Source organism: Glaciecola sp. MF2-115, from assembly GCF_047250385.1.
GTDB lineage: Bacteria > Pseudomonadota > Gammaproteobacteria > Enterobacterales > Alteromonadaceae > Glaciecola.
The window spans coordinates 51,985-74,059 of the sequence record NZ_JBLBVM010000043.1 but is presented as its reverse complement, the minus strand read 5'-3'; the positions used below and the strand labels follow the sequence as shown (position 1 = coordinate 74,059).

Annotated in this window: 18 protein-coding genes; all 18 read right to left on the bottom strand. The window is 37.5% G+C overall.

Annotation, left to right across the window (positions count from 1 at the left end; all coding sequences use genetic code 11):
* Nucleotides 1-11: 11 nt before the first annotated feature.
* A complete protein-coding gene (locus tag ACKLNX_RS05290; RefSeq protein WP_412971523.1) occupies nucleotides 12-1,235 on the bottom strand; it encodes a DegT/DnrJ/EryC1/StrS family aminotransferase in 1,224 nt (407 codons plus the stop codon).
* Nucleotides 1,236-1,246: 11 nt separating this feature from the next.
* On the bottom strand, nucleotides 1,247-1,909 hold the full coding sequence (locus tag ACKLNX_RS05285) for an acetyltransferase (protein WP_412971522.1): 663 nt from the start codon (nucleotides 1,907-1,909) through the stop codon (nucleotides 1,247-1,249).
* Nucleotides 1,902-2,498 (bottom strand): sugar transferase, encoded by a 597-nt coding sequence (locus ACKLNX_RS05280; RefSeq protein ID WP_412971521.1) that lies wholly within the window; start codon nucleotides 2,496-2,498, stop codon nucleotides 1,902-1,904. The genes ACKLNX_RS05285 and ACKLNX_RS05280 overlap by 8 nt, the downstream gene beginning before the upstream one ends.
* A complete protein-coding gene (locus ACKLNX_RS05275; protein ID WP_412971520.1) occupies nucleotides 2,495-3,712 on the bottom strand; it encodes a glycosyltransferase family 4 protein in 1,218 nt (405 codons plus the stop codon). The genes ACKLNX_RS05280 and ACKLNX_RS05275 overlap by 4 nt, the downstream gene beginning before the upstream one ends.
* Nucleotides 3,713-3,714: 2 nt before the next feature.
* Nucleotides 3,715-5,541, bottom strand: coding sequence for a heparinase II/III-family protein (locus tag ACKLNX_RS05270; RefSeq protein WP_412971519.1), 1,827 nt, complete (start codon nucleotides 5,539-5,541; stop codon nucleotides 3,715-3,717).
* Nucleotides 5,538-7,679, bottom strand: coding sequence for a bi-domain-containing oxidoreductase (locus ACKLNX_RS05265; protein ID WP_412971518.1), 2,142 nt, complete (start codon nucleotides 7,677-7,679; stop codon nucleotides 5,538-5,540). The genes ACKLNX_RS05270 and ACKLNX_RS05265 overlap by 4 nt, the downstream gene beginning before the upstream one ends.
* A 10-nt stretch (nucleotides 7,680-7,689) precedes the next feature.
* Entirely contained in the window at nucleotides 7,690-8,466 is a 777-nt protein-coding gene (locus ACKLNX_RS05260) for an AglZ/HisF2 family acetamidino modification protein (protein WP_412971517.1), read from the bottom strand.
* Nucleotides 8,467-8,468: 2 nt separating this feature from the next.
* A complete protein-coding gene (hisH, locus tag ACKLNX_RS05255; RefSeq protein WP_412971516.1) occupies nucleotides 8,469-9,083 on the bottom strand; it encodes an imidazole glycerol phosphate synthase subunit HisH in 615 nt (204 codons plus the stop codon).
* Nucleotides 9,080-10,213: an N-acetyl sugar amidotransferase gene (locus ACKLNX_RS05250; protein ID WP_412971515.1), complete on the bottom strand. Its 1,134-nt coding sequence runs from the start codon at nucleotides 10,211-10,213 to the stop codon at nucleotides 9,080-9,082. Before ACKLNX_RS05250 ends, hisH begins: the two co-directional genes overlap by 4 nt.
* 22 nt (nucleotides 10,214-10,235) lie before the next feature.
* Nucleotides 10,236-10,862, bottom strand: coding sequence for a CatB-related O-acetyltransferase (locus tag ACKLNX_RS05245; protein WP_412971514.1), 627 nt, complete (start codon nucleotides 10,860-10,862; stop codon nucleotides 10,236-10,238).
* The gene (locus ACKLNX_RS05240; protein WP_412971513.1) at nucleotides 10,852-12,147 is read right to left on the bottom strand and encodes a hypothetical protein; all 1,296 of its coding nucleotides are present in this window, start codon (nucleotides 12,145-12,147) and stop codon (nucleotides 10,852-10,854) included. Before ACKLNX_RS05240 ends, ACKLNX_RS05245 begins: the two co-directional genes overlap by 11 nt.
* 63 nt (nucleotides 12,148-12,210) lie before the next feature.
* The gene (locus ACKLNX_RS05235) at nucleotides 12,211-13,269 is read right to left on the bottom strand and encodes a glycosyltransferase family 4 protein (RefSeq protein ID WP_412971512.1); all 1,059 of its coding nucleotides are present in this window, start codon (nucleotides 13,267-13,269) and stop codon (nucleotides 12,211-12,213) included.
* Between the two features lie 16 nt (nucleotides 13,270-13,285).
* Nucleotides 13,286-14,653, bottom strand: a complete 1,368-nt coding sequence (locus ACKLNX_RS05230; protein WP_412971511.1) for a hypothetical protein — start codon at nucleotides 14,651-14,653, stop codon at nucleotides 13,286-13,288.
* Nucleotides 14,637-15,887 carry an oligosaccharide flippase family protein gene (locus ACKLNX_RS05225; protein WP_412971510.1) on the bottom strand — a complete coding sequence of 417 codons (1,251 nt, stop codon included), beginning with the start codon at nucleotides 15,885-15,887 and terminating at the stop codon, nucleotides 14,637-14,639. The genes ACKLNX_RS05230 and ACKLNX_RS05225 overlap by 17 nt, the downstream gene beginning before the upstream one ends.
* A gap of 54 nt (nucleotides 15,888-15,941) precedes the next feature.
* Complete coding sequence (locus ACKLNX_RS05220) at nucleotides 15,942-16,805, bottom strand: Wzz/FepE/Etk N-terminal domain-containing protein (protein ID WP_412971509.1); 864 nt, start codon at nucleotides 16,803-16,805, stop codon at nucleotides 15,942-15,944.
* 58 nt (nucleotides 16,806-16,863) lie between these two features.
* A complete protein-coding gene (locus tag ACKLNX_RS05215; protein ID WP_412971508.1) occupies nucleotides 16,864-19,491 on the bottom strand; it encodes an SLBB domain-containing protein in 2,628 nt (875 codons plus the stop codon).
* Between the two features lies 1 nt (nucleotide 19,492).
* Nucleotides 19,493-20,755, bottom strand: a complete 1,263-nt coding sequence (wecC, locus tag ACKLNX_RS05210; RefSeq protein ID WP_412971555.1) for a UDP-N-acetyl-D-mannosamine dehydrogenase — start codon at nucleotides 20,753-20,755, stop codon at nucleotides 19,493-19,495.
* Complete coding sequence (gene wecB / locus ACKLNX_RS05205; RefSeq protein ID WP_412971507.1) at nucleotides 20,755-21,894, bottom strand: non-hydrolyzing UDP-N-acetylglucosamine 2-epimerase; 1,140 nt, start codon at nucleotides 21,892-21,894, stop codon at nucleotides 20,755-20,757. Before wecB ends, wecC begins: the two co-directional genes overlap by 1 nt.
* Between the last annotated feature and the right edge of the window lie 181 nt (nucleotides 21,895-22,075).

Genomic DNA, 22,075 nt, shown 5'->3' with positions numbered 1-22,075 from the left:
AAAACCAGTTATTAACAATTACTAGTGGATAGACTAGCCTGAGTAAGAACCTCATCAATTACTCGACAGGTTAAATCAATTTCATTTCGAGTTAATGTAGGATGTACTAAGAACATTAGACTCGTTTCACCTAATTCTTTAGCATTGCTTAACCTTTCTTTTGGTCTAAATGCCATGTTATCGAAAGCTTTTTCTAAATAAACCTCGGAGCAAGACCCAGAAAAGCAAGGAACGCCTTTGTCAGAAATCGCATTCATTATTCGATCTCTATCCCAACCAACCTTCAATTCTTCATGCCTTACAAATACATAGCATTTATAGGCTGCATGCACGCAACTTTGATTCTCTTTACATGAACTTTGACATTGTAAAGGACACAGGCTCGGCACTCTCAGAGCTTTATGCTTTTCGCACACACTCCAAATTTCATTTGCGTGATCATTTCGCTTCCTTGTCCATTCATGCATCTTTGTCAGTTGAATGCGGCCAATAGCTGCCTGCATTTCCGTCATCCTCCAATTAGTCCCAAACGAATCATGAATCCATCGAAAGCCTGGAGCGTGTTCTTTATTGTAGATTGAGTCCCAAGATTTACCATGATCCTTATATGACCACATAAAATCCCAATATTCTTTAGAGTTAGTAGTTACCATACCGCCCTCACCGCCAGTTGTCATAATTTTGTCTTGGCAGAAACTCCAAGCACCTATGTGACCGATTGTTCCAACTGATCGCCCCTTGTATTTTGCGCCATGTGCTTGAGCGCAATCTTCAATGACATAAAAACCACGCTTCTCAGACAAAGCCATAATCTCATCCATCTCGGCCGGCATCCCTGCAAGATGAACTATTATTACAGCTTTGGTTTGAGGTGTTAGGACTTTTTCAATAGATTTCGCTGTAATATTTTGGCTATCTAAATCAACATCTGCAAATACAGGCTTCGCACCTGAAGTTACAATACTTGAAGCCGATGCTAAAAATGTCCTCGGTGTTGTAATTACATCATCACCAACACCTATGTCTAATGCTTTTAAAGCAATGTCTAGCGCCAAAGTTCCATTACCTAATGCTACTGCATATTCGGCTCCACACCATGAAGCAAACTCTTTTTCGAAATTACGCCCCTCAGTGCCAGTCCAATAATTGACTTTGTTTGATAGCAAAACTTTACTTACTTTATCAGCTTCTTCATTAGTAAAACTAGGCCATGGAGAAAATGGAGTATTTAGCATAACTATCCTATTTATTTTGAATTATTTAACAATTTTTTGTTTTCTTGAACGATAGTCGCAGGAGAACCATATGCAACAATATTTGAACCTATATTTTTCAACACAGTACTTCCAGCGCCAATTACGGTATCGCAACCAATACTAACCAACTGTTTAACCGTTGACCCAATGCCTATCCAAGTCCTAGTCCCAATTTTAACTCCACCGGCTAAAGTTGCATTTGGACTTAGGTGCACAAAATCCGACAATAAACAGTCATGTTCAACAACAGCGCAAGTATTTATAATTGAGCCTTTACCAATTTTTGCAAATGAGTTTATTACCGCGCCAGACAACACTACGCTGCCAATACCGACTGTTGCATATTTACTAACTGTTGAGGTTGGGTGAATTAGTGATATTGATTTAAATTTCTTTGAATGTAAAAGGCTCAACTTAGTTTCTCTTATTACATTGTTACCTATAGCAACTATCACTACCGCTTGTTCTGGATGTAAATTTAGCAAATCATCCATTGTGCCCTTTATATCCCAATGCTCTAAATGGGTAATTTGAGGGTAAGCATCATCATAAAAACTTATTGTGTAACCCAAGTATTCTGCCAGATCAGCAACTACTTTCCCATGCCCACTTGCACCAACTATGGCCAATTTTCTAGTAACTTCACTACTCATCTTTTGATCCTTTGAATGGCTCAATAGTTACATGATCAACGGCGTTAATTCCTTCGCGAACAAATACTTTTTTTATCGTTAAAAGTAAGATTTTTAAATCGAGACCGAAGCTTTGATTTTCAACATACCAGACGTCTAATTTAAACTTTTGCTCCCAACTAATTGCATTTCGGCCATTAACTTGAGCCCAACCCGTAATTCCCGGACGTACGTTGTGACGCTTTTTTTGTTCTACATTGTATAGAGGTAGATATTGAACTAATAGTGGACGAGGGCCAACTAAACTCATATCTCCTTTCAGTACGTTAATTAACCCAGGCAACTCGTCTACGCTTGCCGCTCGTAAGAAAATTCCAAACTTAGTCATTCGCTCACTATCGGGTAGTAAGTTACCGTTTTCGTCATGAAAATCAGCCATACTACGAAATTTTATCATTCTAAAAATCACACCATTCAAACCTGGCCGATCTTGAGTAAAAAAAATAGGAGCTCCCAATTTGATCCTTATCAATAGTGCAACTACGATAAAGATTGGTAATAACAAAATCAATGCAATTAGCGCCGAAACAAAATCAAAAAACCGTTTCACTTATGCTCTCCTGCAACCCAGGCCACCCATTTATCAGCCAAAATGTGTCTATTAAAATCTCTTTTAGCTAGCGATAGCGCATTTGCCCCCATCCGCGACAAAGCTTCTCTATTTTTATTTGCACTCTCCAAAGCATTAGCAAAGGCAAAGGCATTCTCTGGTTCAATAGCAAAACCGCACTCATTTTCCGTAATCAAATTTGCTAACCAGCCTGGATAATTATTAAGTACGGGCAACCCAGCGGAAATGTAATCGAAGAATTTATTTGGCGAAGTACCATAATAAAACGCTGGAACGTTGGCCAACAATTGTAAACCTAAGTCTGCCCCCTTCAGCAGTTTTGCTAGTTTATGTTTATTAACCGGTTCGTGGAAAATGATATTGTCTAAAGTTTCTTGTTTTGCTCGGGTTTCTAAAGCTTCCTTTAATTTCCCTTGGCCAACAAGAACTAACTTAATATTAAAAACTCCTCTCTTTTTTAATTCGCTGGCAACATTAAGTACAGAGTCTAAACCATTTGCTATGCCATGAGTGCCGGTGAATACAGCCATTAAGTCAGACTCTAAAACGCCATCAGGACGCCAAGGCGCTATATCACCTGAAAAAATACTCAAATCACATCCGTTAGGTATAAGTTCTATATTCTCAGAGCTTATACCTCTTTTTTTGATGCCCTCTACTATTCCTGGCGACAAGCCAATACAACGATGAGCTGAGTGATACGAACACCATTCAAGTATTGACATAGCGGCCAAAATCAAGGGGTTGGTAATTACTCCCATTTCTTTTGGCAGCTCAGGCCACAAATCACGCACTTCAAACACAAATTGCTTTCGCCTAAACCAACGAGCAAATATACCAGGGATTCCAGCTGTCAGGGGAGTCGTCGTTGCGAAGAGGACATCGTAATTGTGTGTCATTGCGATGCCAACACTTTTCATTGCAAACTTAAGGAACAGTACAATTCGCTTCAAAAAGGAATCTTTGTTGGAATAAGCTAAGTCAAATTCGACTATCATGATTCCGTCTACTTTCCCTTCTCTTTTGCCTTTGACAAAATTATTTGTCAACCCAGTTTCGCCCCCTCCATAACTACCGCAAACCATTGTTACCTTGTGACCTTGGTTGATAAGTCGTTGTGCCATCTCATAAGAGCGAATACCTGTCGAGCCGCTGGGAGTTGAAAAATGTTGATGAAAATAAAGAACATGCATAATTAAAATATAACTTCCGTAATAATTTGTCCCTTCTCAGAAACTTCTAGTTCAAGCGATGGGATATTTGTTTCTTGATAGTAATAGCGGGATTCACGCGTCGTTTTTAATTCTACTCTATTAAAGCCCAAATCCGATTTGAATGTCATTGTACATAATTCACTTGTTAATTTGTTATCAACTAGTTTCCATACCGCAGGTGCTAGCCTAAACCTAACTACAGCTTTATTTTGAAAACCAGATACATAATCCGTTATAACTAGCCTGTCATTCTTCAACAGGATTGAGCGACTATGCGCGCAACCAAAACGGTCCTTATATCCAACTAAACATGTTTGTTTATCTGGCGTAACATGCAATCCACTTTTAACATCTGTTTTTAACCAATCCCCTAATAAAAACCTACTTAACCTTGGCATTTGATCGTGTTCGTCAAACGAGATATTATTGTGGCTGTAACTCCCACCATAATAGTCAATAAATTCTTGACCCGCGTTGTAACTATATGTCCCCCCATCTCGAAGCACATTTACTCCTCCTAGCCAAAGGTCGAGATGCATTGCATCACATTGGCTCGGTCTGAATTTAAATTGAGGGTAACGCAAATATACTTCAACGTGATTATGAATGTTATTTAAGTAAAAATAACCTCCATCACTAAAATCCTTTGGGGCTTTTGCTTCAACTTGGCTAACTGGCAATTTAAGATCAAGCCATAGTAAAGGCAAATTAAAGTTACCGTCAGTTGAGTATGCAAGTTTATCTAGAAACAATACACTTGCGAGTTGCACGCTTGGCCGAAAATCTCGATAATTTGTCCCAGTTAGTGGTATCAGTCTCGCACCGTCATTAGCACCTATATTAGGTGCATCTCCATCCTTTAGATTTGTAAAATAAAACAGCCAATTTGTTGCCAATTTTAGCTGAGTCAATACTTTCTCATCAAACGTGTATATATGATGTTTTCTTCGCCAAACCTCCACCAAACTATAGGTGTCAAGCATAACTCTGTGGTATGAAACGGAATATTGACTAAAACTACCATTATTACCAATTAGTTTTTTAGCCCTATTTCCTAGCCAATATTCACCTTGAATCTTCCATTGCAGCCCATCGCTATCTCCATTTAAATCAAGTAAAGAACCTCCGATAAAAAGTGCCGCTGCTTCTGAAGTTCCATGATTGTTATCTTGTGCAACAGCATACATAATTGTAGGCGAAATTCGCTTCAAGTGTGCTTTGACTAAACTAACGATGGCATTGCTAGCACTCCTAGTTTGCTCTAAAATTAATAAAGACAAAGCTATATGCATTACTCTTATAGACGCCTCTTGACCACATTTCCAATTAACACCACTGTACGGTGGGTTAATTTCAAGCCAATTACTTATCCACCCATTCAGTTTTTCTAACGCGTTATCGTCACCGCGCTTAACTAGTTGTGCAAAACAGATCAACCAATCAAAACGCGATGCCTCCCATACCCCTTTAATATCCCCCAACTGATCGTCAAAATCAGAAATTTGATGCCATTCATTTGTGCTTGAAGATCGTTTCCCATTCAAACAGTTTCTTTTCCAATCAGGCGGAGTATCATTATCGTTTAGGTAACTTTTGCCAAAGTATGTTTGAGTATTACTCCATTGATTATTAGGTTCAAAAGCTACTAACTCTCCGTTGTATGGAGAGAAAAAATCACCCGGCTCAATAGTGCTAGTAATCTTCTTAACCTTGTTTAGACCTGTTTTGATACCGAGTTGATAAGCAAACACCCTAATTAGATTAAAGAAACCTAGTTGAATTGCTGTTTTTGCTTTTATTAGTATCACTTTTGTAAACGCAGTTGCTCAGCGATTCGAATAGTTACGTCTGTAACTTCAAACAACTCATTTGCAGGAATGGGCGCTAATTCTCCACTTTTAATTGACTCAATGAAAGCTGCAGCACAAGCACCTTGTCCTTTATCCTGTTTCCACAAATTGAGTTTTTTAAAGCCTTTCCAATTGTAGGCCTTCAATTTTAAAAAATTATCTAACTGAAGCGTTCCGCCTGCCACAAATACTTCAACTCGTTCCTTAGGAAAACTTGGGGCACCATTTGCTAAGTAATGTATAGTTCCAAAAGACCCATCTGCAAAACCTAATATAACTGCAGCTTTATCCTCAGTTATTTGGGTTGCTACTGTATCACCCATTCTACGAGCCTGAACTGAAACGATTTCACTTCCAGCTAAATAACGCATCAAATCCACAAAGTGGCAAGCTTCTCCGATTATTCTTCCACCGCCAACATTGTGATCCTGAGTCCAATGGTCTTGAGGTATGTTGCCTGCATTCATTGTCATTATGAAAGACTTAGGCTCTTTAATTGGGTCTAATAAGGCTTTCATTTTCTGAACTTGAGGTGAAAATCTACGATTAAAACCTACCATCAATTTGGGAGGGTTTTCTGATTTAGATGCTTTTACGTAGGCAACTTTAACATCATCTAATTCTTTGTGAGTAATGGCCAAAGGCTTCTCAACAAACACATTTTTCCCTGCGTTCAAAGCTTGTTCCACAAAGTACGCATGACTATTGTGGCGAGTTACAATCGCAATAGTGTTTATAGTTGAATTTTCTATCATCTCCTTTGTATCTGTTGTTGCACTCCCGAAGCCCGCTTTTTCTCCGTGAATTACACCATTTATACCACCAGATGTAGAAATACTGTGCAACTGAGCGCCTGCAGCTCTGAAAGCTGGAATCAGCATGCGCGAAGCATAATTACCAGCACCAATGAAGCCAACGATTGGCTCATTGGGATGATACTTTATGTTCTCATTTAGATTTATAGTTCGTTTAAGTCGGGGCTCTAGCTCAGAATCATATTTAAGTAAAATTCCTAGTGCACTTTTATCAGACGTCAACAAATCATAAGCATCCGCGGCTTTTTCAAAAGCAAAACGATGTGAAATCAAACTTGAGACATTAATCTGACCAGCAGCCATCATATCTAGTATTGCCTCAAAATTTCTCTGTTCGGTCCATCTAACGAAGGCAAACGGATAGTCATTTCCTTTCTCTTCGTAGTTGGGATCATAGCGACCTGGACCGTATGAACAAGAAACTTGAAATGATAGTTCCTTTTCATAGAAGTCTGCTCGATTTAATTCAAGACCAATGACACCTACTAGAATAATCCGTCCACGCTTCCTGCTCATTCGTGCAGCTTGTGTAACAGGATCATTTGATTTTGTTGATGCAGTAATAATAACACCATCAACACCATTTCCACGGCTAAATGCTATCCCTGCAGCGACTGGGTCTTCAGCGTTACCCGGATTGCAGATTTGAGCTCCAAACTGTTTCGCTAATTCAAGTTTGGACTGATCAAAGTCAATTGCTAAAACACGACATCCCTGTGCAATTAGCATTTGAACTGTTAGCAAACCTATCAAGCCTACTCCTGTTACAACGAAAGACTCACCTATTGTTGGGTTTGCTAATCTGAGTCCCTGTAATCCAATACTTGCAACAACTGTAAAAGATGCCTCTTCGTCACTTACGTTGTCTGGTATTTTGGCAATAAGGTTTTTTGCAACGCGAACGATGTCTGCGTGTGGTCCATTTGATACAACCCGTTCACCTACTTTAAATTTTTCGCAACCTCTTCCTGTGCTTTGCACAACTCCAACGTTGCAATAACCAAGTGGTAGAGGCTGCGCCAATTTTGATTTGACTGCATCGACCGTAGTCATCAATCCATCAGTTTGCACTTTTTCCAAAACCATCTTTACCTTATCTGGTTGTGCTCGTGCTTTATCGATTAAACTCGCTCTGCCAAAATCGACCAACATTCTTTCCGTACCTGCAGATATGAGAGTGGTCCTTGTATTAATAACTACATGATTTTTAGTAACATGCGGAGCTGGAGCTTCGACAATAGTAGAGCTCCCTTTGGCCATGTCCTGTAATATTTGTTTCATAAAAATTCCTTCAAATTTGCTTTGTATTCAAGATAAATTGCTTTTCTGCGCGAGTAGGGTAATTTATGAGTACAGCTCTATATTTCCCCTTGAAAACAAACAAACTCCCCGCCGCAGCACCAATCAATCTCTCTTGCTCAACAAGTTGGCGAACGTCTTCGTGACTACCAGCCCCACCCACTGCCGTAATTGGAATACTAAGGGCTTCTTTAAATTTTCCAATAGTGTTCAAATCGTAACCTTTCATTACTCCATCATGATCAATGAAATTTAGGAAAAGTTCTCCTGCACCATATTCTTCCATCTTTTTTGCAAATTCTAACGAATCGACTTTTTGTTTTATCTTCCCATTTAAAGTGTAGCAATCGACTTTACTACCAATTAATCGTTTCTTGACGTCCAAACAAACCACAACACTTTGCCTACCAACTTTCTCAGAAAGTTCTGTGACGATCTCCGGCCGTTCAAAAACGATCGAACTCAAAGATACTTTTTCAACACCTAACTGGAGTATTCTCTCTGCTTGTTGAACGGATTTTATACCTCCGCCATAACAAAGCGGCATTCGACATTCAGATGCAATATTTTCTATTAGTTTGTAATCTGGCTCTCTCTGCTCTGACGATGCATCAATATCTAACAGTATAAGCTCGTCAGATTCCATTTCGTTAAATATTTTTACTGCGTTGATGGGGTCGCCTACATACTTGTCATCTTTAAACTTTAAGGTTTTAACCAGCCCTTTGTTTCTTACAAGCAATACAGGAATAATTCTAGCGTTCAACATAATTAGAGCTCTGAGAAGTTTTTAAGAATAGTCGAGCCATTATGATGACTTTTTTCTGGATGGCATTGAATGCCGTAAATATTTTCACGTCTAACAATACAACTGAAATCTAGTCCATACTTGGCTGAAGCGATACTATTTTCCTGATTTTTGCATTTAAAGTAATACGAATGTAAATAGTAGAATCTTGGATCTGCTTCTAATCCTTTAAATAAAGGATCTTCAACATCCAATACCAGATTATTCCAGCCCATATGCGGCAGTGGGAGTGGGTTTTCGTTTTCTAAAAAATCAAACTTCTTAACTGTACCAGGTATCCAGCCCAAACCTTTCAGACTGCCTTCATCACTGCTGTTTGCCATCATTTGCATCCCAACACAGATACCTACAACTGGAACCTTCTGGTTCAAAACCATATCATCTAATGTTTCACGCAAACCTGAACTATTCAAAGTTTCCATTGCGTAATCAAAAGCACCAACGCCAGGTAGTATAATTTTTGTCGCCCGTTGCAATTGCTCTGGAGTGTCAGCATAAACACAATCGATATTTAATTTTTTATAAACATTAGAAAATGCCTTGATATTCCCTAATCCATAGTCAACAATTGCAATCATCTTTTAATAGATCTCTCAATTCCGAGCCAACGAAGAATCTTCGCGCCTAACACGAACATACTTTCCTGATTTTTGTAATCTTTATAAGTCTTATTTGGCTGGTCAAAATACATTTGCAATTCATCAACTGTAATACCTAGCTTCGTTGCAACATATTCAAAATCATGTTTAGCGCTTTCTTCCGAAATAGCAGGCGTTTTTAAGATTTCTATCGCTTCATCTCTGGTCATTTGATTGGTTAAAATCAGGCTTGATAATTGAACTTTCCGCGTATCGTAGCCGAATTTTTTAGGTAACCAATAGCCTTCATAAAATCTTGTAAACCTAGATTCAAAATGTTTTTGAGCAGGAGCTTTCCATGAATACTCATCTTGGAGTAATTTCACAGCATCAGCCTTAATGTAAGGGAAGTAGTTTAAAGGCTTTATAACTTGAATCTTTCTGATGTAACGTAAGTAAAACTTGTGTCTTAAAACACTACTAAATGGATAGGTTTTCATAGGATTTTGACTAAATTGTTTTCTTAAATCCTTTATTAATGCCATATCGGTACCGTAATAAAGCCACTCCAAAGGGTTGCGAACACATTCGGTTGAAATATTTCCGCCATTTAGGATGTATTTAATCTTATATTTATCCGCAAAATCATAGAGCGTTGCTACAAATGCATGATCTTGTGGTATGTCAATATTTGGAAGCCCAGATTTCAAAAATGTTAATTGAAAATCCTTCATTTCTTCCCAATTTATGACCTCTGTATATAAGTCAAGATTCAACTTATCTATCATTACATTTATGTTATGAACCGCGTCATCGGCATTCCAGCCACCATCAACATGAAACACCAATGGGCGAAGTCCATATTTAGTTACCGCCACATGGAGTAAATAAGAACTGTCTGCGCCTCCACTCATCCCCATTATGCAATCGAAATCTCGGCCTTCACCGTCTTTCTTTATTTTGGAAATAATGCGTTCTAATTCTGAGTTACCTCTCTCATCAGTATGCCAATTTGGAGCAACATTTTGCTTGAAATCTAAGCAGTGATCACAAACGCCGTTCTCATCAAACGTAATTTGAGAGTCAGTGGTATCCATCACACAATTTGTACATATTTTTAAACTAGACATTACTTATCTATCACCTTCAAAATTAATTTTTATAATCTACAGCCTGAGCTATAAATTCTGTAGGATTCACTACAAACTCTCCTAAACGTTCAAGCTTAGCATCATCAAAATCCCACCATTGTAGTTCAAGTAATTTTTCGATTATATTTTTCTCAAACCTATATCGAACCAACTTAGCAGGATTACCCGCTACTACTGAGTAATCTGGAACGTCTCGTGTAACTACACTCCCCATTCCAATCACTGAACCATTACCAATTTTCACACCAGATTTTATGAAAACTCCGGCACCAATCCAAACATCACAGCCTATCTCTGTTCTTGGTATATCTTGGTAATCATGCTTGGCATATTTTTTTTTAACACTATCTTTGTGGGATAAAAATACCGGGCTCATTGAAACAAAGTGCATCGGATGTTTAGAACCTCCTATTGATACATTATTTGCTATCGATACAAAAGAACCTATGTTTGCGTTAATAATACTACAATCGTAACCGCAATAAGAGTGTCTCTGCATATTTGAATTAAATATAGTCGAGCCTGACTCTGCTTTTGAAGTAGTGTCTATATGACTATTCTTAATTGCGTTACCCCGCAATTTTTTCAAAACTCTAGAGAATAAATACTCCAAATTATTAAGTATCATGGTTTGTTACCCTACAGGTTATTTTTTTATCGAATATTTGATTTTCGCTAACTTCTATTGCGTCTGAAATAAAGTCTGATTGATTCAAATTTTTGGAAAAAATAATGTTCTTTTGGAATTTGTTCATTTTAGGCAAAGCTACGAAATAGTCATCGCCTTCTGCTGCATAACCTTCATTAATATTTACAAATGATTCGAAACCGACAAAAGTATTTCCAACTATCAGGTTATCATTTGCAGCCCAATATGAATTAACTAAATCTTCTATTTCACTTGAAAATTTTCTTTCTGAATGCAGTGAAATCATAGTAGATAAGCCACAGAAGATATTACCATAAAACTTGTTCTTCTCTCCTGATATTCTTATTGGAAATTCAGTGGATTCTACCATTATATTATCAAACACTTCATTTTCGTTTCCCATTCGAATTACAATTGCAGAAAAGCCATTTCGATTAAACAAGTTGTTATAAATTTTATTTTTGGAGGTCTTTATTGATATTAACTCTCTTTCTAAAGACCAGTTTTCAATAAAATTATTACTGAACTCAGCAAAAGTATCATCAACTTTTGAGGTGATTGCTTGACCAACTGAAAACCCGTTTCCTACATGTAATACCTCCCCTGCGCCATCGAAAAACAAGCTATCTTTAAACGTGTTGAATTTAACGTTTAAATGTCTAGAAAAATCATCTGTTTTGATAGCTATAGCCCTGCTATTTACGAACTCGTTTCCAATGATTTTAGCATAATCACTAGCAACCAAATTTATCGCTATCCCAGTCTTATCTTTAACTGTTGAGTTAACACCAATATTAATAAATATATTGCTTTCAATAAAAACACTATCTGCAGAAACTGAAATCACTCCGAAACGCTCTACAGCAAAACGCCCACCGCTTGGGGACGCACCGTCCAGCCACTTGAAGGAAGAAACCTTGATTCCATCATGATTAAGATATAGAAATGTCCCTCCCATCAAGGTTGTACCGTGATTAGGAGCTCCTTCTAAAGCAACCTTGTAATCGATATTAACGACTCCTAAATCGAATTCACCTGCAGCAAAAACTATTCGTTGCCTTTCTTCAGAAAGGGCGATAAAGAACTCTGTAGTCGAATGAACTACGACAGAATCTTTAAGTATATCGTCAGTTATCTCCGGCTGATAAGAAACAACCCCATAAAAATCCGTTGAAAAATCTAGAAAATTACTTGAATCGTCATTACAGCCACCTAATAAAATCGACACAGCTCCAAAAAGCAATGCTATATAAAAAAGCTTCAAAAAATTTTCCTCAATTTATTACTGATTAGTAATTGTTTTATTAAACAGCTTCGCTTTGTAATATCAGATACTAAAATCAACATTTGCTCTGTTTGTGCATTCTATCGCGTCACAAAAGCCTTGCACCATATTGTCTACGGTACAGTATGTACAATAGTATTCTCGAGATTGATTGGATAACTTTCTAGCCAGAGCTTTATTCGTAGCCATATCCAATATTTTGTCTTTAAGTTCGTTCTTGTCGTTAACTAGGTAGCCGTTCAATCCGTCTTTGATATTCTCAATTTCACCACCACTAACCGCGTTAACCTTTGTAATAAAGGGGACTCCGTAACCTAAACTCTGTAATACCGATAGACCTGCCTGCCCATATGATATGGATGCGAATGCTCGTAAATAATGCGTTTCTAATTGCTGACCATCTTGGATTCTACCCAAAAAAGCCACTCGTTCGGTTAAGCCCAGAGAGAGAACCTTTTCCTTCAGGACAGCAGATTCAGCGCCATCCCCAATAACTGTAAAACACATTCCTTCTGGCAATTTTTCCTTTATTTCACTAAGAGCATCAAGTACAACGCATAATTCTTTTCGCTTATCTAAACTACCAACAAAAAGTAAATTATTTCTTCCTACTTCACTATCATGAATAGTCGTTATTACTTTAAAGGTGTTATTTGCAACGTAGGCCTTCTTTTTCGGCAATCCTGCATCAGTAAAATCTCGATATGCACAAGGAGAGTAGAAAATATTTGCATCAGCTAATTTTGAAAAAATGAGCCTAGCTTTATTTGCCAAAGCACTCTTAGTATACCACGCCCCCCAAAGTATCGTTCTCGCTTTGGCTAGACTAAACAACATTCCACTTAAGTTTGAAAGCCACGCCACGTTAAAAAGAAATATAACTGAGTCGTAGTTACCTCTAAACAACTCAACTACAACTCCAAATTGATACGTGAATGGACCTATTTCTAACTTTTTAGCTACAACTTGTTTATAATTATTAGCTTTGAGGTTATATTCACCGGAGTGTAGAACCGTCAAATTGTAACGCTTTCCAAGCTCCTCAAAAAAGTCTTCTCGATAATGTTGAATTGTATTATAAACAATTAAAACCGATTTCAATCTAATATCCTCTAATTTATATTCGAACGTCTTCTTTAAATAAAAGGCAATAAATAACAAAACAGCCAGAAGAAAAAATCAAAGCTATCAATGTAAATGCCAAGTACATATCCAATCCACTGCCACGCACATAAGTCACAAAGTTCATATAGACGAATAACAGCACTGGGATCTTAAAATAAGTTCTATTTTGCAAAACAGAGACAATCGCGCAGTACAGTTTAGTAATTAGATAAAATAAAATTGGTAAAACCAAGATCGCAAAATAATGGAAATTCCAAAAAAATTCAGCGTAAATAATTATCGGATCTGAACCACCAATTGCTCTATAACTTGGATCATGATGCGCTGTGTACAATTCAATTATACTACTCGGTTTATCACTCCAAATCTCCCTTGGTATCATCACAAAGAGAAACTTAGTAATTGTAGAGCCAAAAGCTACAAGACTTGTATCTTTTTGAACGTAATCGATGGATTGCATTGCGTTGTAATATACTGATGTAGCCTCAATATTATTGAAAAAAGCAGATAAGAATATCGGGTTTTCTATGTATTGGAAGAAAAATGGTAATGCATTTATGAGACTGTCAGCAGCCTCATAACCTCCATAACCGCGTGCTATCGACATCAACACAATAAGAGAAAGTAGAAAAAATGCAAATATAATTCCTTTGAAAAATATTGAGATATTCAATTTGATTCCGGAAAACAAAGCCTCTAAAAAGATCATCGGAAAAATTAAAAATATAGCTTCCCTCTTGCTCTCGACTGAACTTACCGCAAACAAAACCAATATAAATATATAAATGAAATACCTAAACTTCATTTGCGTCGATGCCAAATAATACAGAATCAGTAACGCTGAGATCGTTTTTGGAATCATCGAATAGTCAGGAAATATCAATGCTATTGGAACTGTGAGTAAAAACATTATTCCGAAGGTAGAAAATATTAGTTTTTCATCAACATCTGAGGCATTAAATTTTAGATTGTAGTTTGGTTTAACAAAAATGTTTACAAGGAAAAACAAACAATTACAGAAAAGCAAAAAAAACGTTGATTGACTTACAAACTGCCATGATTGATAAGCTGAGTAACTAAAGCGGCCAACTAATAAATTATTATAAAAAGCATATGCACCAAGGCTGCATGAAATCGATATGTATAGAATGCACAATACGGCCGGAGTCATGAAGTTTATTAATCGTCCCGTCTTTAAGACTGAATAAATTACTAATAAAGCCTGAGAAAAAAATAAGATAGGTGAATGCAACCGCACGGCATCTGCAGGAAGGTATAGGGCAATTAGACTGATCGAAAACAATAGCGAAAAAACAAATAAATCATTCTTTCTATGTGCATAACTAGAGCCGTTTAACATTTAACTCAGCCCTGTGAAATGACAATAAAAGTAAACATATGAAAAGAAAGAGCTCACTTATTGCAGTGCTAACTGCTGCTCCTTCAATAAAGTAAATGGGTATCAAAACAATATTTAAAATCAAATTAACTAGGAAAGCACCAAGCGTAAATATAGGAATAAGCTTTACTTTCTTTACAATAGTTAATCTATAGAATGCAAATAGGTAACCAACATGGAACAAGTTTGAAATTAGGATCCACTTGACTACTTCTTTTCCTCTAGCATACTCATCTGGATAAATATCTAAAATCAATGGAAATACAATAAGATAAATTATCAAACTTAACAAACCAACGAATATTAGGGACCTAGCGAATAATTTATTTAACTCAGAAAACGCATCAACTACCAAACTATTTTTATAAACGTCAGATATGAAGCTGATTATTACTATTTGGATTGCGAACAATACTGTGGTTGCAACAGAATAGGAGAACGAGTAAATTGAAACATCCTCCAAACCAACAAAGTAGCTTAGAAGATACCTATCAGTAACGGTGTAGAAAATATTAATCCCAACTTGTAGCCCTAATGGTAGACCAAAAATGAAAAACAGTTTCGTGACTTTTTTATTAGAAGTAAACTTGGTTTTGGACTTTTCAGTAAAAGCAAGCAAAAGAAATGATGATATTGACGCTGCTATCAAAACACCTAAACTATAAGATAATGAGCCCAAGGAAAATCCATAAGCAAATAAAACGATCACAAATACAATTTTTAGTATTTGAAAGAATAAGCGAAGAAATACGTAACTCTGAACTTGGTCCACCGCGCGGTATTTTGCTAATGTTATTTCTATATTTATTAAGAAAGGAACTGTGCAAAGCGTCAGAACCAATGCCACTCCATCTTTAAAGTTTAATGTAGCTACGAAATAAGCAAGGCAGAATATTAATAACACTACAATAAGCAAAGTTCGCTTGATTACGGATTTTCGTACTGCTTCAAACACTCTGTTTTTATTGGAAAATTTTGGTAAAAAACGAAGTAAAGCCGTGTTTTGTCCTAACATAAGAGTCATTACTAAAACTTGTTCTGTAATGATCATTAATGCAATAAACCCAAACTCATCAACCGCAACAAGAAGCGGAAGTAAGAATAAAACTGATATGTTCAAAGACTTACTAACGGCCTCTGCAAGCCCATAATTTACTAGTTTGCTCTTTTTAATATCTCCGAATAAAGTACCCATCGATATCCTAAATTAAAATAAAGCAAAAATTTATAAAAACTAAACGCGAGCTAATCATAATCTCAAAACTACGATCGCAAAACCAATTGCAGCACCAAACATACTAGCTACAAATATTATTAAAAACCGTTTGGGAGAGCTTTTCTTCTCAGGAAGATACGCTGGATCGATAGTTTTAAAAACATAACTCGCCGAAGAGCTAGCCAACATCTTTTTTTGCATTTGCTGTTCAATTAACTCATATAGTACTTCCTGTAGCTCCTTATTCTCAATGCCTTTCAATTGCTCCTGCAAATAAGTTAGATTTTCAGTGGTTTCTACAATGTCCATTTCTCTAACTTTGCTATTTATGGCAGATACAAACTCAGTTGCTATTGTTTTAGCTACATAAGGGGACTTATGACTAATAGAGAGACTAATCAAACCTGATTCTTTATCTTCATTTAAAGCAAAATTTGAGTCGTGAAATGATTCATACATTTCAAGATCTGTTGGTTCTTTTGACTTACCTGTTTCAATATCTAATAACCAGTTTTTAGAAACGTCGTCATATACATCATCAATAAAAATAAGTTGATTATCTTTTGCATGCCAAGATTCCACACTAGTAATTACAGCTTTGTAATCGTAGGAATTCAAAAATTCAATAGTAAAGGTTCTACTTTTCATTATATTGATTGCAAGCGTCGTCTTTTGGTTTTCAGCTGAACCTATATTAACCCCCGCTAGCGATGCTAACCCTCCTAGCTGTGAACTCAGGCCTGAAACACCTCCCTGGTTGCCGTTGCTATTTGGTGCCAACAATACTTCTGACTTATAAATATTTGGCAACAAAAATGCGTATAAAGCGCCTCCCGTCATAAAGCTGAGAATCAATCCAATTATAATTAACTTGCCTTTGAAAAGTTCCTTTATCAATATGTTGACCGTAAGTGGAGCATTAGAATTCATAAATATATTTTACGTCCGTTATAAACTATAAACTTCCAATAGCAGCTAAAGCCACCGCAGATTGGTAAATGATTTGCGTTACGCCTTGCCACAACGATATATTGTCATAGTTCGTAACATCTCGAGGCACAACAATTGTATCACCTGGCTCTAAATATGTTTCGCTGCCGCTAGAAAACCAAAAGTTCGATTCAGGAACCACTACTGAGCCATTTGCCTTAACGATATAAATCATTGAATCATCGCCATATTCTCTGATACCACCTGCGAGTTGAATATAATCTTGCACAGTTAGACTCTCTTCAAACATATGAGTAGTTGATACAAAAACTTCACCAATTACGGACACCGCAGGAGTTATATTTGGAATTGTTAGTGAATCACCATTCTTAATAAGAATATCAGCTGTCGAATCACCTGATATGACGGCTTCTAAATCAATAACTAGTCTACCTATTGGTTTCACATTAGTAAGGTCGTCTAAAACAGCCGTAGCATTTTGGTAATCTATGCTTCTAGAGAATTGGCTATTACTTAGATTGTTATTAGCTAGTTGCTCCCTTAGGTCCTCAACGGTTTTTCCTATATTCTCTGCTTCCCTTTCTTTTAACTCTTCTCTGGTGAATACAGCAGCTTTTATACTAGCATTATCCGTTAAACCGCCGGCACGAGCCAATACACTAGATAAAGTTTCACCTTCAGACACTTGATAGCTACCAGGGAATACAACTTCGCCATTCAATGTAATTACATTATTTTCATACCATTGTGGGATTCTCACGACGTTTAGAATATCTTTCGATTCAAGCTTCAATTGCTCGCTTTTTGGTAATAAAAGCTGTTTGATTAAACTAATACTTTTATGAGTAACCGATGAAACGCCGTCAAGAATTTTCACGCTTGTTAATTCTGACTGTTCTAAATGCGCAGCTTCAGTCAATCCACCAGCAGCGACAAGCATATCTCCAACAACCGAAGAATTTGACAACGGGTATACACCCGGAAATTTGACTTGCCCCGTAACTTCTGCAAGTTTAACTGGGTGATTATTATCAGCCTCATTTTTTAATCTGGCAATTAATGGAGCTAACAATGCTTTTCTGGAGAAATCAGTAGTTTCTCGCTTAGCAAAAGTATCCGTTGTGAAACGTGATGATTCTACTTTTTGGAGATAAGCAGAGTCTCTATTTTTTAAATCATCTTGAGAAGCTTTTAAATTACCCTCAACCACTTCACCAGCAACACCACCTACAATATTTTGCCCTACTTTATTGAATACAATCAGCTCATCAAATGCCTGCAAATTCAAGTTAAACTCACCGCTCAAGACATCAAGCGGCTTGAATTGAATGATAGTCGTATGCTTATCGAATCTCGCTTTTCTTGCAACCAACGCATAATTCAAATCTGTATTTGTTAAAATCGTTTGCTTCGTAATTAAGTCTTTTAAACTTAAATCAGTCTCAGCAATGATATTGGGTAAATTTATCGCCCCTGTGACTACGATTGCATTGTTAAACTCGTGGTGAGCTTTTGGTACCCTAATGAAATCACCATTCCGTAGAACCTTATTCATTATTTTACTATCACTCAAAGAGAGGTTTACTATAGTCAGACCATCTTTAGAGTTAGCTCGCACTAACTGCATAGCTTTTGTATCAGCACTTGGAAGGAATCCACCAACTAATTTGAATAAATCTGCAACCGTTTCAGTATCCTTTAACTCGTAGATAGCGGGCCGTCTAACTTGTCCTTCAACTGACACAACATTTTGTGCGGTTGGCACGAAAAGTACATCGCCTTGTTCGAGCCTAATATCATTAGTTGTATTGCCGAAAACAATTAATTCGTAAAGATCAAATTTAGAAACCGTTTTACCATCTCGTTTGATTTCAATATTTCGAAGCGATCCAATCTCGTTTACGCCACCACTGTTAATGAGCGCGGTAGTAACTGTTGACAATCCTGTTACAACTAAAGGCCCCGGTTGATAAACTTCCCCGACAAGAAATATTTGAATAGTTCTAAGCTGCCCCATTGAAATGTAAGGAGTTACACCTATTTTTTGTTGTTCATATTTTTGTTTCACTAACTCTTTAAGTTCAGTAAAAGTTGTCCCCGCGACATTCAATGGCCCTAGATCAGGAAGATCTATGTTTCCTTCATTATTGACTTCTAACTGAAAAGATCCTGTCTCTTGTCCAAACAACTGGAGTTTCACAGAGTCACCTGGACCTATAGAATAATTTGGTGGCACTGGAATGTTGTTGTTTGGTTTAGTCGCCTGCTCCCTAGATTCAAAAATATCATAGCCAAACGGTTTCAACTTAGCGGTCGACGTTTCTACCACACTTTGCTTAGCTAATTCTGCTGAGACTTTCTTAGAGTCTAAATTTCGTTCTACAAAATCAACTTGATTCGACTGATTGTTTACTTTGAAATCGTTAGAATTGGCATCCAACATAGATATATCAAAACCCATTTGGCTTGCTAATTGCTCTTGCTGAGCTCGAGGCAGGTTTTTAAATTGTTCTATCTGCTTTTGTGACGGTACAAAAGACTGTGAATATACAGTTGATGAGTAAACCGACAGTAGAAGTACAGTAAATACACTTTTCAAGATGCTTGAATTTATTATTGTTCTAGCAATCATTTTATTTCCAAATACCCTTTGTATCGACTATCAAACCGTTTGGTTTACTCATCGACTTGAATTCTTTGTGATCAACTAGAAGCACATGAATATTAGCAAGTTCCGCCTCATTGAATGCCACAAGGTTTACACCTGATACAACAGATTGAGTCTCCACGTTTGGTTCAACAGATATGACAGAGCTTTTGTATAAAGCAGTCAATTCTCGCGCTATGTTTAATGCTGGGCTCTCGCGTAAATCATCAATATCAGGCTTGAACGCCAAGCCATAACAAGCTATCTTGATGTCTGATATTGATTTTGTAGAATTCTCACCTAAAAAATCAACCACTGCTAGCTTAACTTTTTCGATCACCCAAGCAGGCTTGCTATCATTAACTTCGCGAGCAGTTTTAATCAGCCTAGCAGACGCAGGAGAGCGACTAACTATAAACCAAGGGTCGACAGCTATACAATGTCCACCAACACCAGGGCCAGGCTGCAAGATATTTACTCTAGGATGCCTATTTGCTAGAGCAATTAGCTCCCATACATCAATGTCTGTTTCATCACATATAATAGAAAGCTCATTGGCAAACGCGATACTCACATCGCGTGATGCATTCTCAGTCAGTTTCGCCATTTCTGCAGTACGAGCATTCGTAACAACACATTCGCCTTTAACAAATGACTGGTATAATTCAACAGCTTTTGCTGAGCACTCAGGAGTAATCCCACCAATCACTCTATCATTTTCTATAAGCTCTCTAACGACATGTCCAGGTAATACTCTCTCAGGGCAGTGAGCCACATAGACATCCATTTTAGCTGAACCTTCAGAAGGAAACGTCAAATCGCTTCGTGCTTCAGATAACCATTCAACAACTTTTTCAGTCGCACCGACAGGTGAAGTTGACTCAAGGATGACTAGGTCTCCTTTTTTTAGTACTGGTGCAAGAGCTGTGCACGCTGCGCGGATAAATTTCAAATCTGGTTTAGGAACGGTCGCAGATTCATCTTCTTCGAAAGGAGTTGGTACAGCGATTAAAAATGCGTCCGCTGGCTCTGGAGTCGTAACAGCTTTTAATCGCCCTTTAGCAACGCCTTGTGCTACTAATGCATCGAGGTCAGGTTCCACAATGTGGATTTCACCACGGTTAATAGTATCAACAGCATGTTGGTTAACGTCGACACCAACTACCTTTTTGCCATGCGCTGCAAACATTGCCGCTGTTGGTAACCCAATGTAACCCAATCCAATTACTGAAATTGTTTCAAATGCCATCATTTAACTTCCTTTACTAATTCGTCTGCAATGCGCTGGCAAGCTTTACCATCGCCATAGGGGTTGTGCGCAAAGCTCATTACTTTATAAGCGTCTTCATTCGTCAATAATGCGTCCAATTCGTTGCAAATTTTTGTCACATTAGTTCCTACCAACTTAACGGTACCAGCTGCTACAGCTTCAGGACGTTCAGTTGTATCTCGCATCACCAAGACAGGTTTACCTAATGATGGTGCTTCTTCTTGGATGCCGCCAGAATCCGTGAGGATGATATTTGAACGATCCATCAAATACACAAATTCAAGATATTGCTGTGGTTCAATTAATTTTATGTTTCTAATGTTCGACAGTAAACGATTGACAGGTTCCTGCACAGATGGGTTTAAATGCACCGGATACAAAATTTCAACATTTGGATATTTTTTTGCAGTGTTAGCCAATGCTTGACAAATATTCTCAAAACCCTGACCGAAGTTTTCACGACGATGACCTGTCACCAATATAAGTTTTTTGTTTTCATCCAAATAATTAAACTTAGCTTTCATGCTCTGCATAATATCTTTGTCGTTCTTCAGCTTGTCGCGAACTAACAAAAGAGCATCGATTACGGTATTTCCCGTTATCGTAATTGTTTTTTCATCGTGGTTTTCATTTAATAAGTTTTGCGCCGATTCTTTAGTGGGAGCAAAATGATAAGTGGTAATTGCACCAGTTAATTTGCGATTAGCTTCTTCAGGCCAGGGGGAATATATATTTCCAGTGCGCAAGCCCGCTTCAACATGGCCCACTGCTATTTGTTCGTAATAAGCAGCAAGACTTGTTGCAAAAGTTGTCGCCGTATCGCCATGCACTAACACCACATCAGGCTTAAACTCAGTCAACACAGGCTTCATTTGCAGCAAAATTTTGGAGGTAACGTCGTTTAAAGTTTGCTTATGCTTCATCAAATCAAGATCGTAATCAGGCTTAATTTCGAAAAGCTCTAAAACTTGGTCTAACATCTCTCTATGTTGAGCAGTAACGCAGACCCTAGCATCAAACCTTGGGTCTGATTCTAATGCTTTAACAAGAGGGGCCATTTTGATCGCTTCGGGGCGAGTGCCGAAGACACAAAGTACTTTTTTCAATACATTATTCATTAAATTGAGTCATCCAATTCCCTGCAACCCTGCAGAATTTTCCATAAGGGCGCGATCCTACTGAAATCCGCGCCAAAAGTCACACCTAATCGGCAATTATTTGGTAATTTTTAGTGGAATACAAATGCGATGTAATTATTTAACAAACTTGCAACTTTAATCATTAACACTGCATAATGCG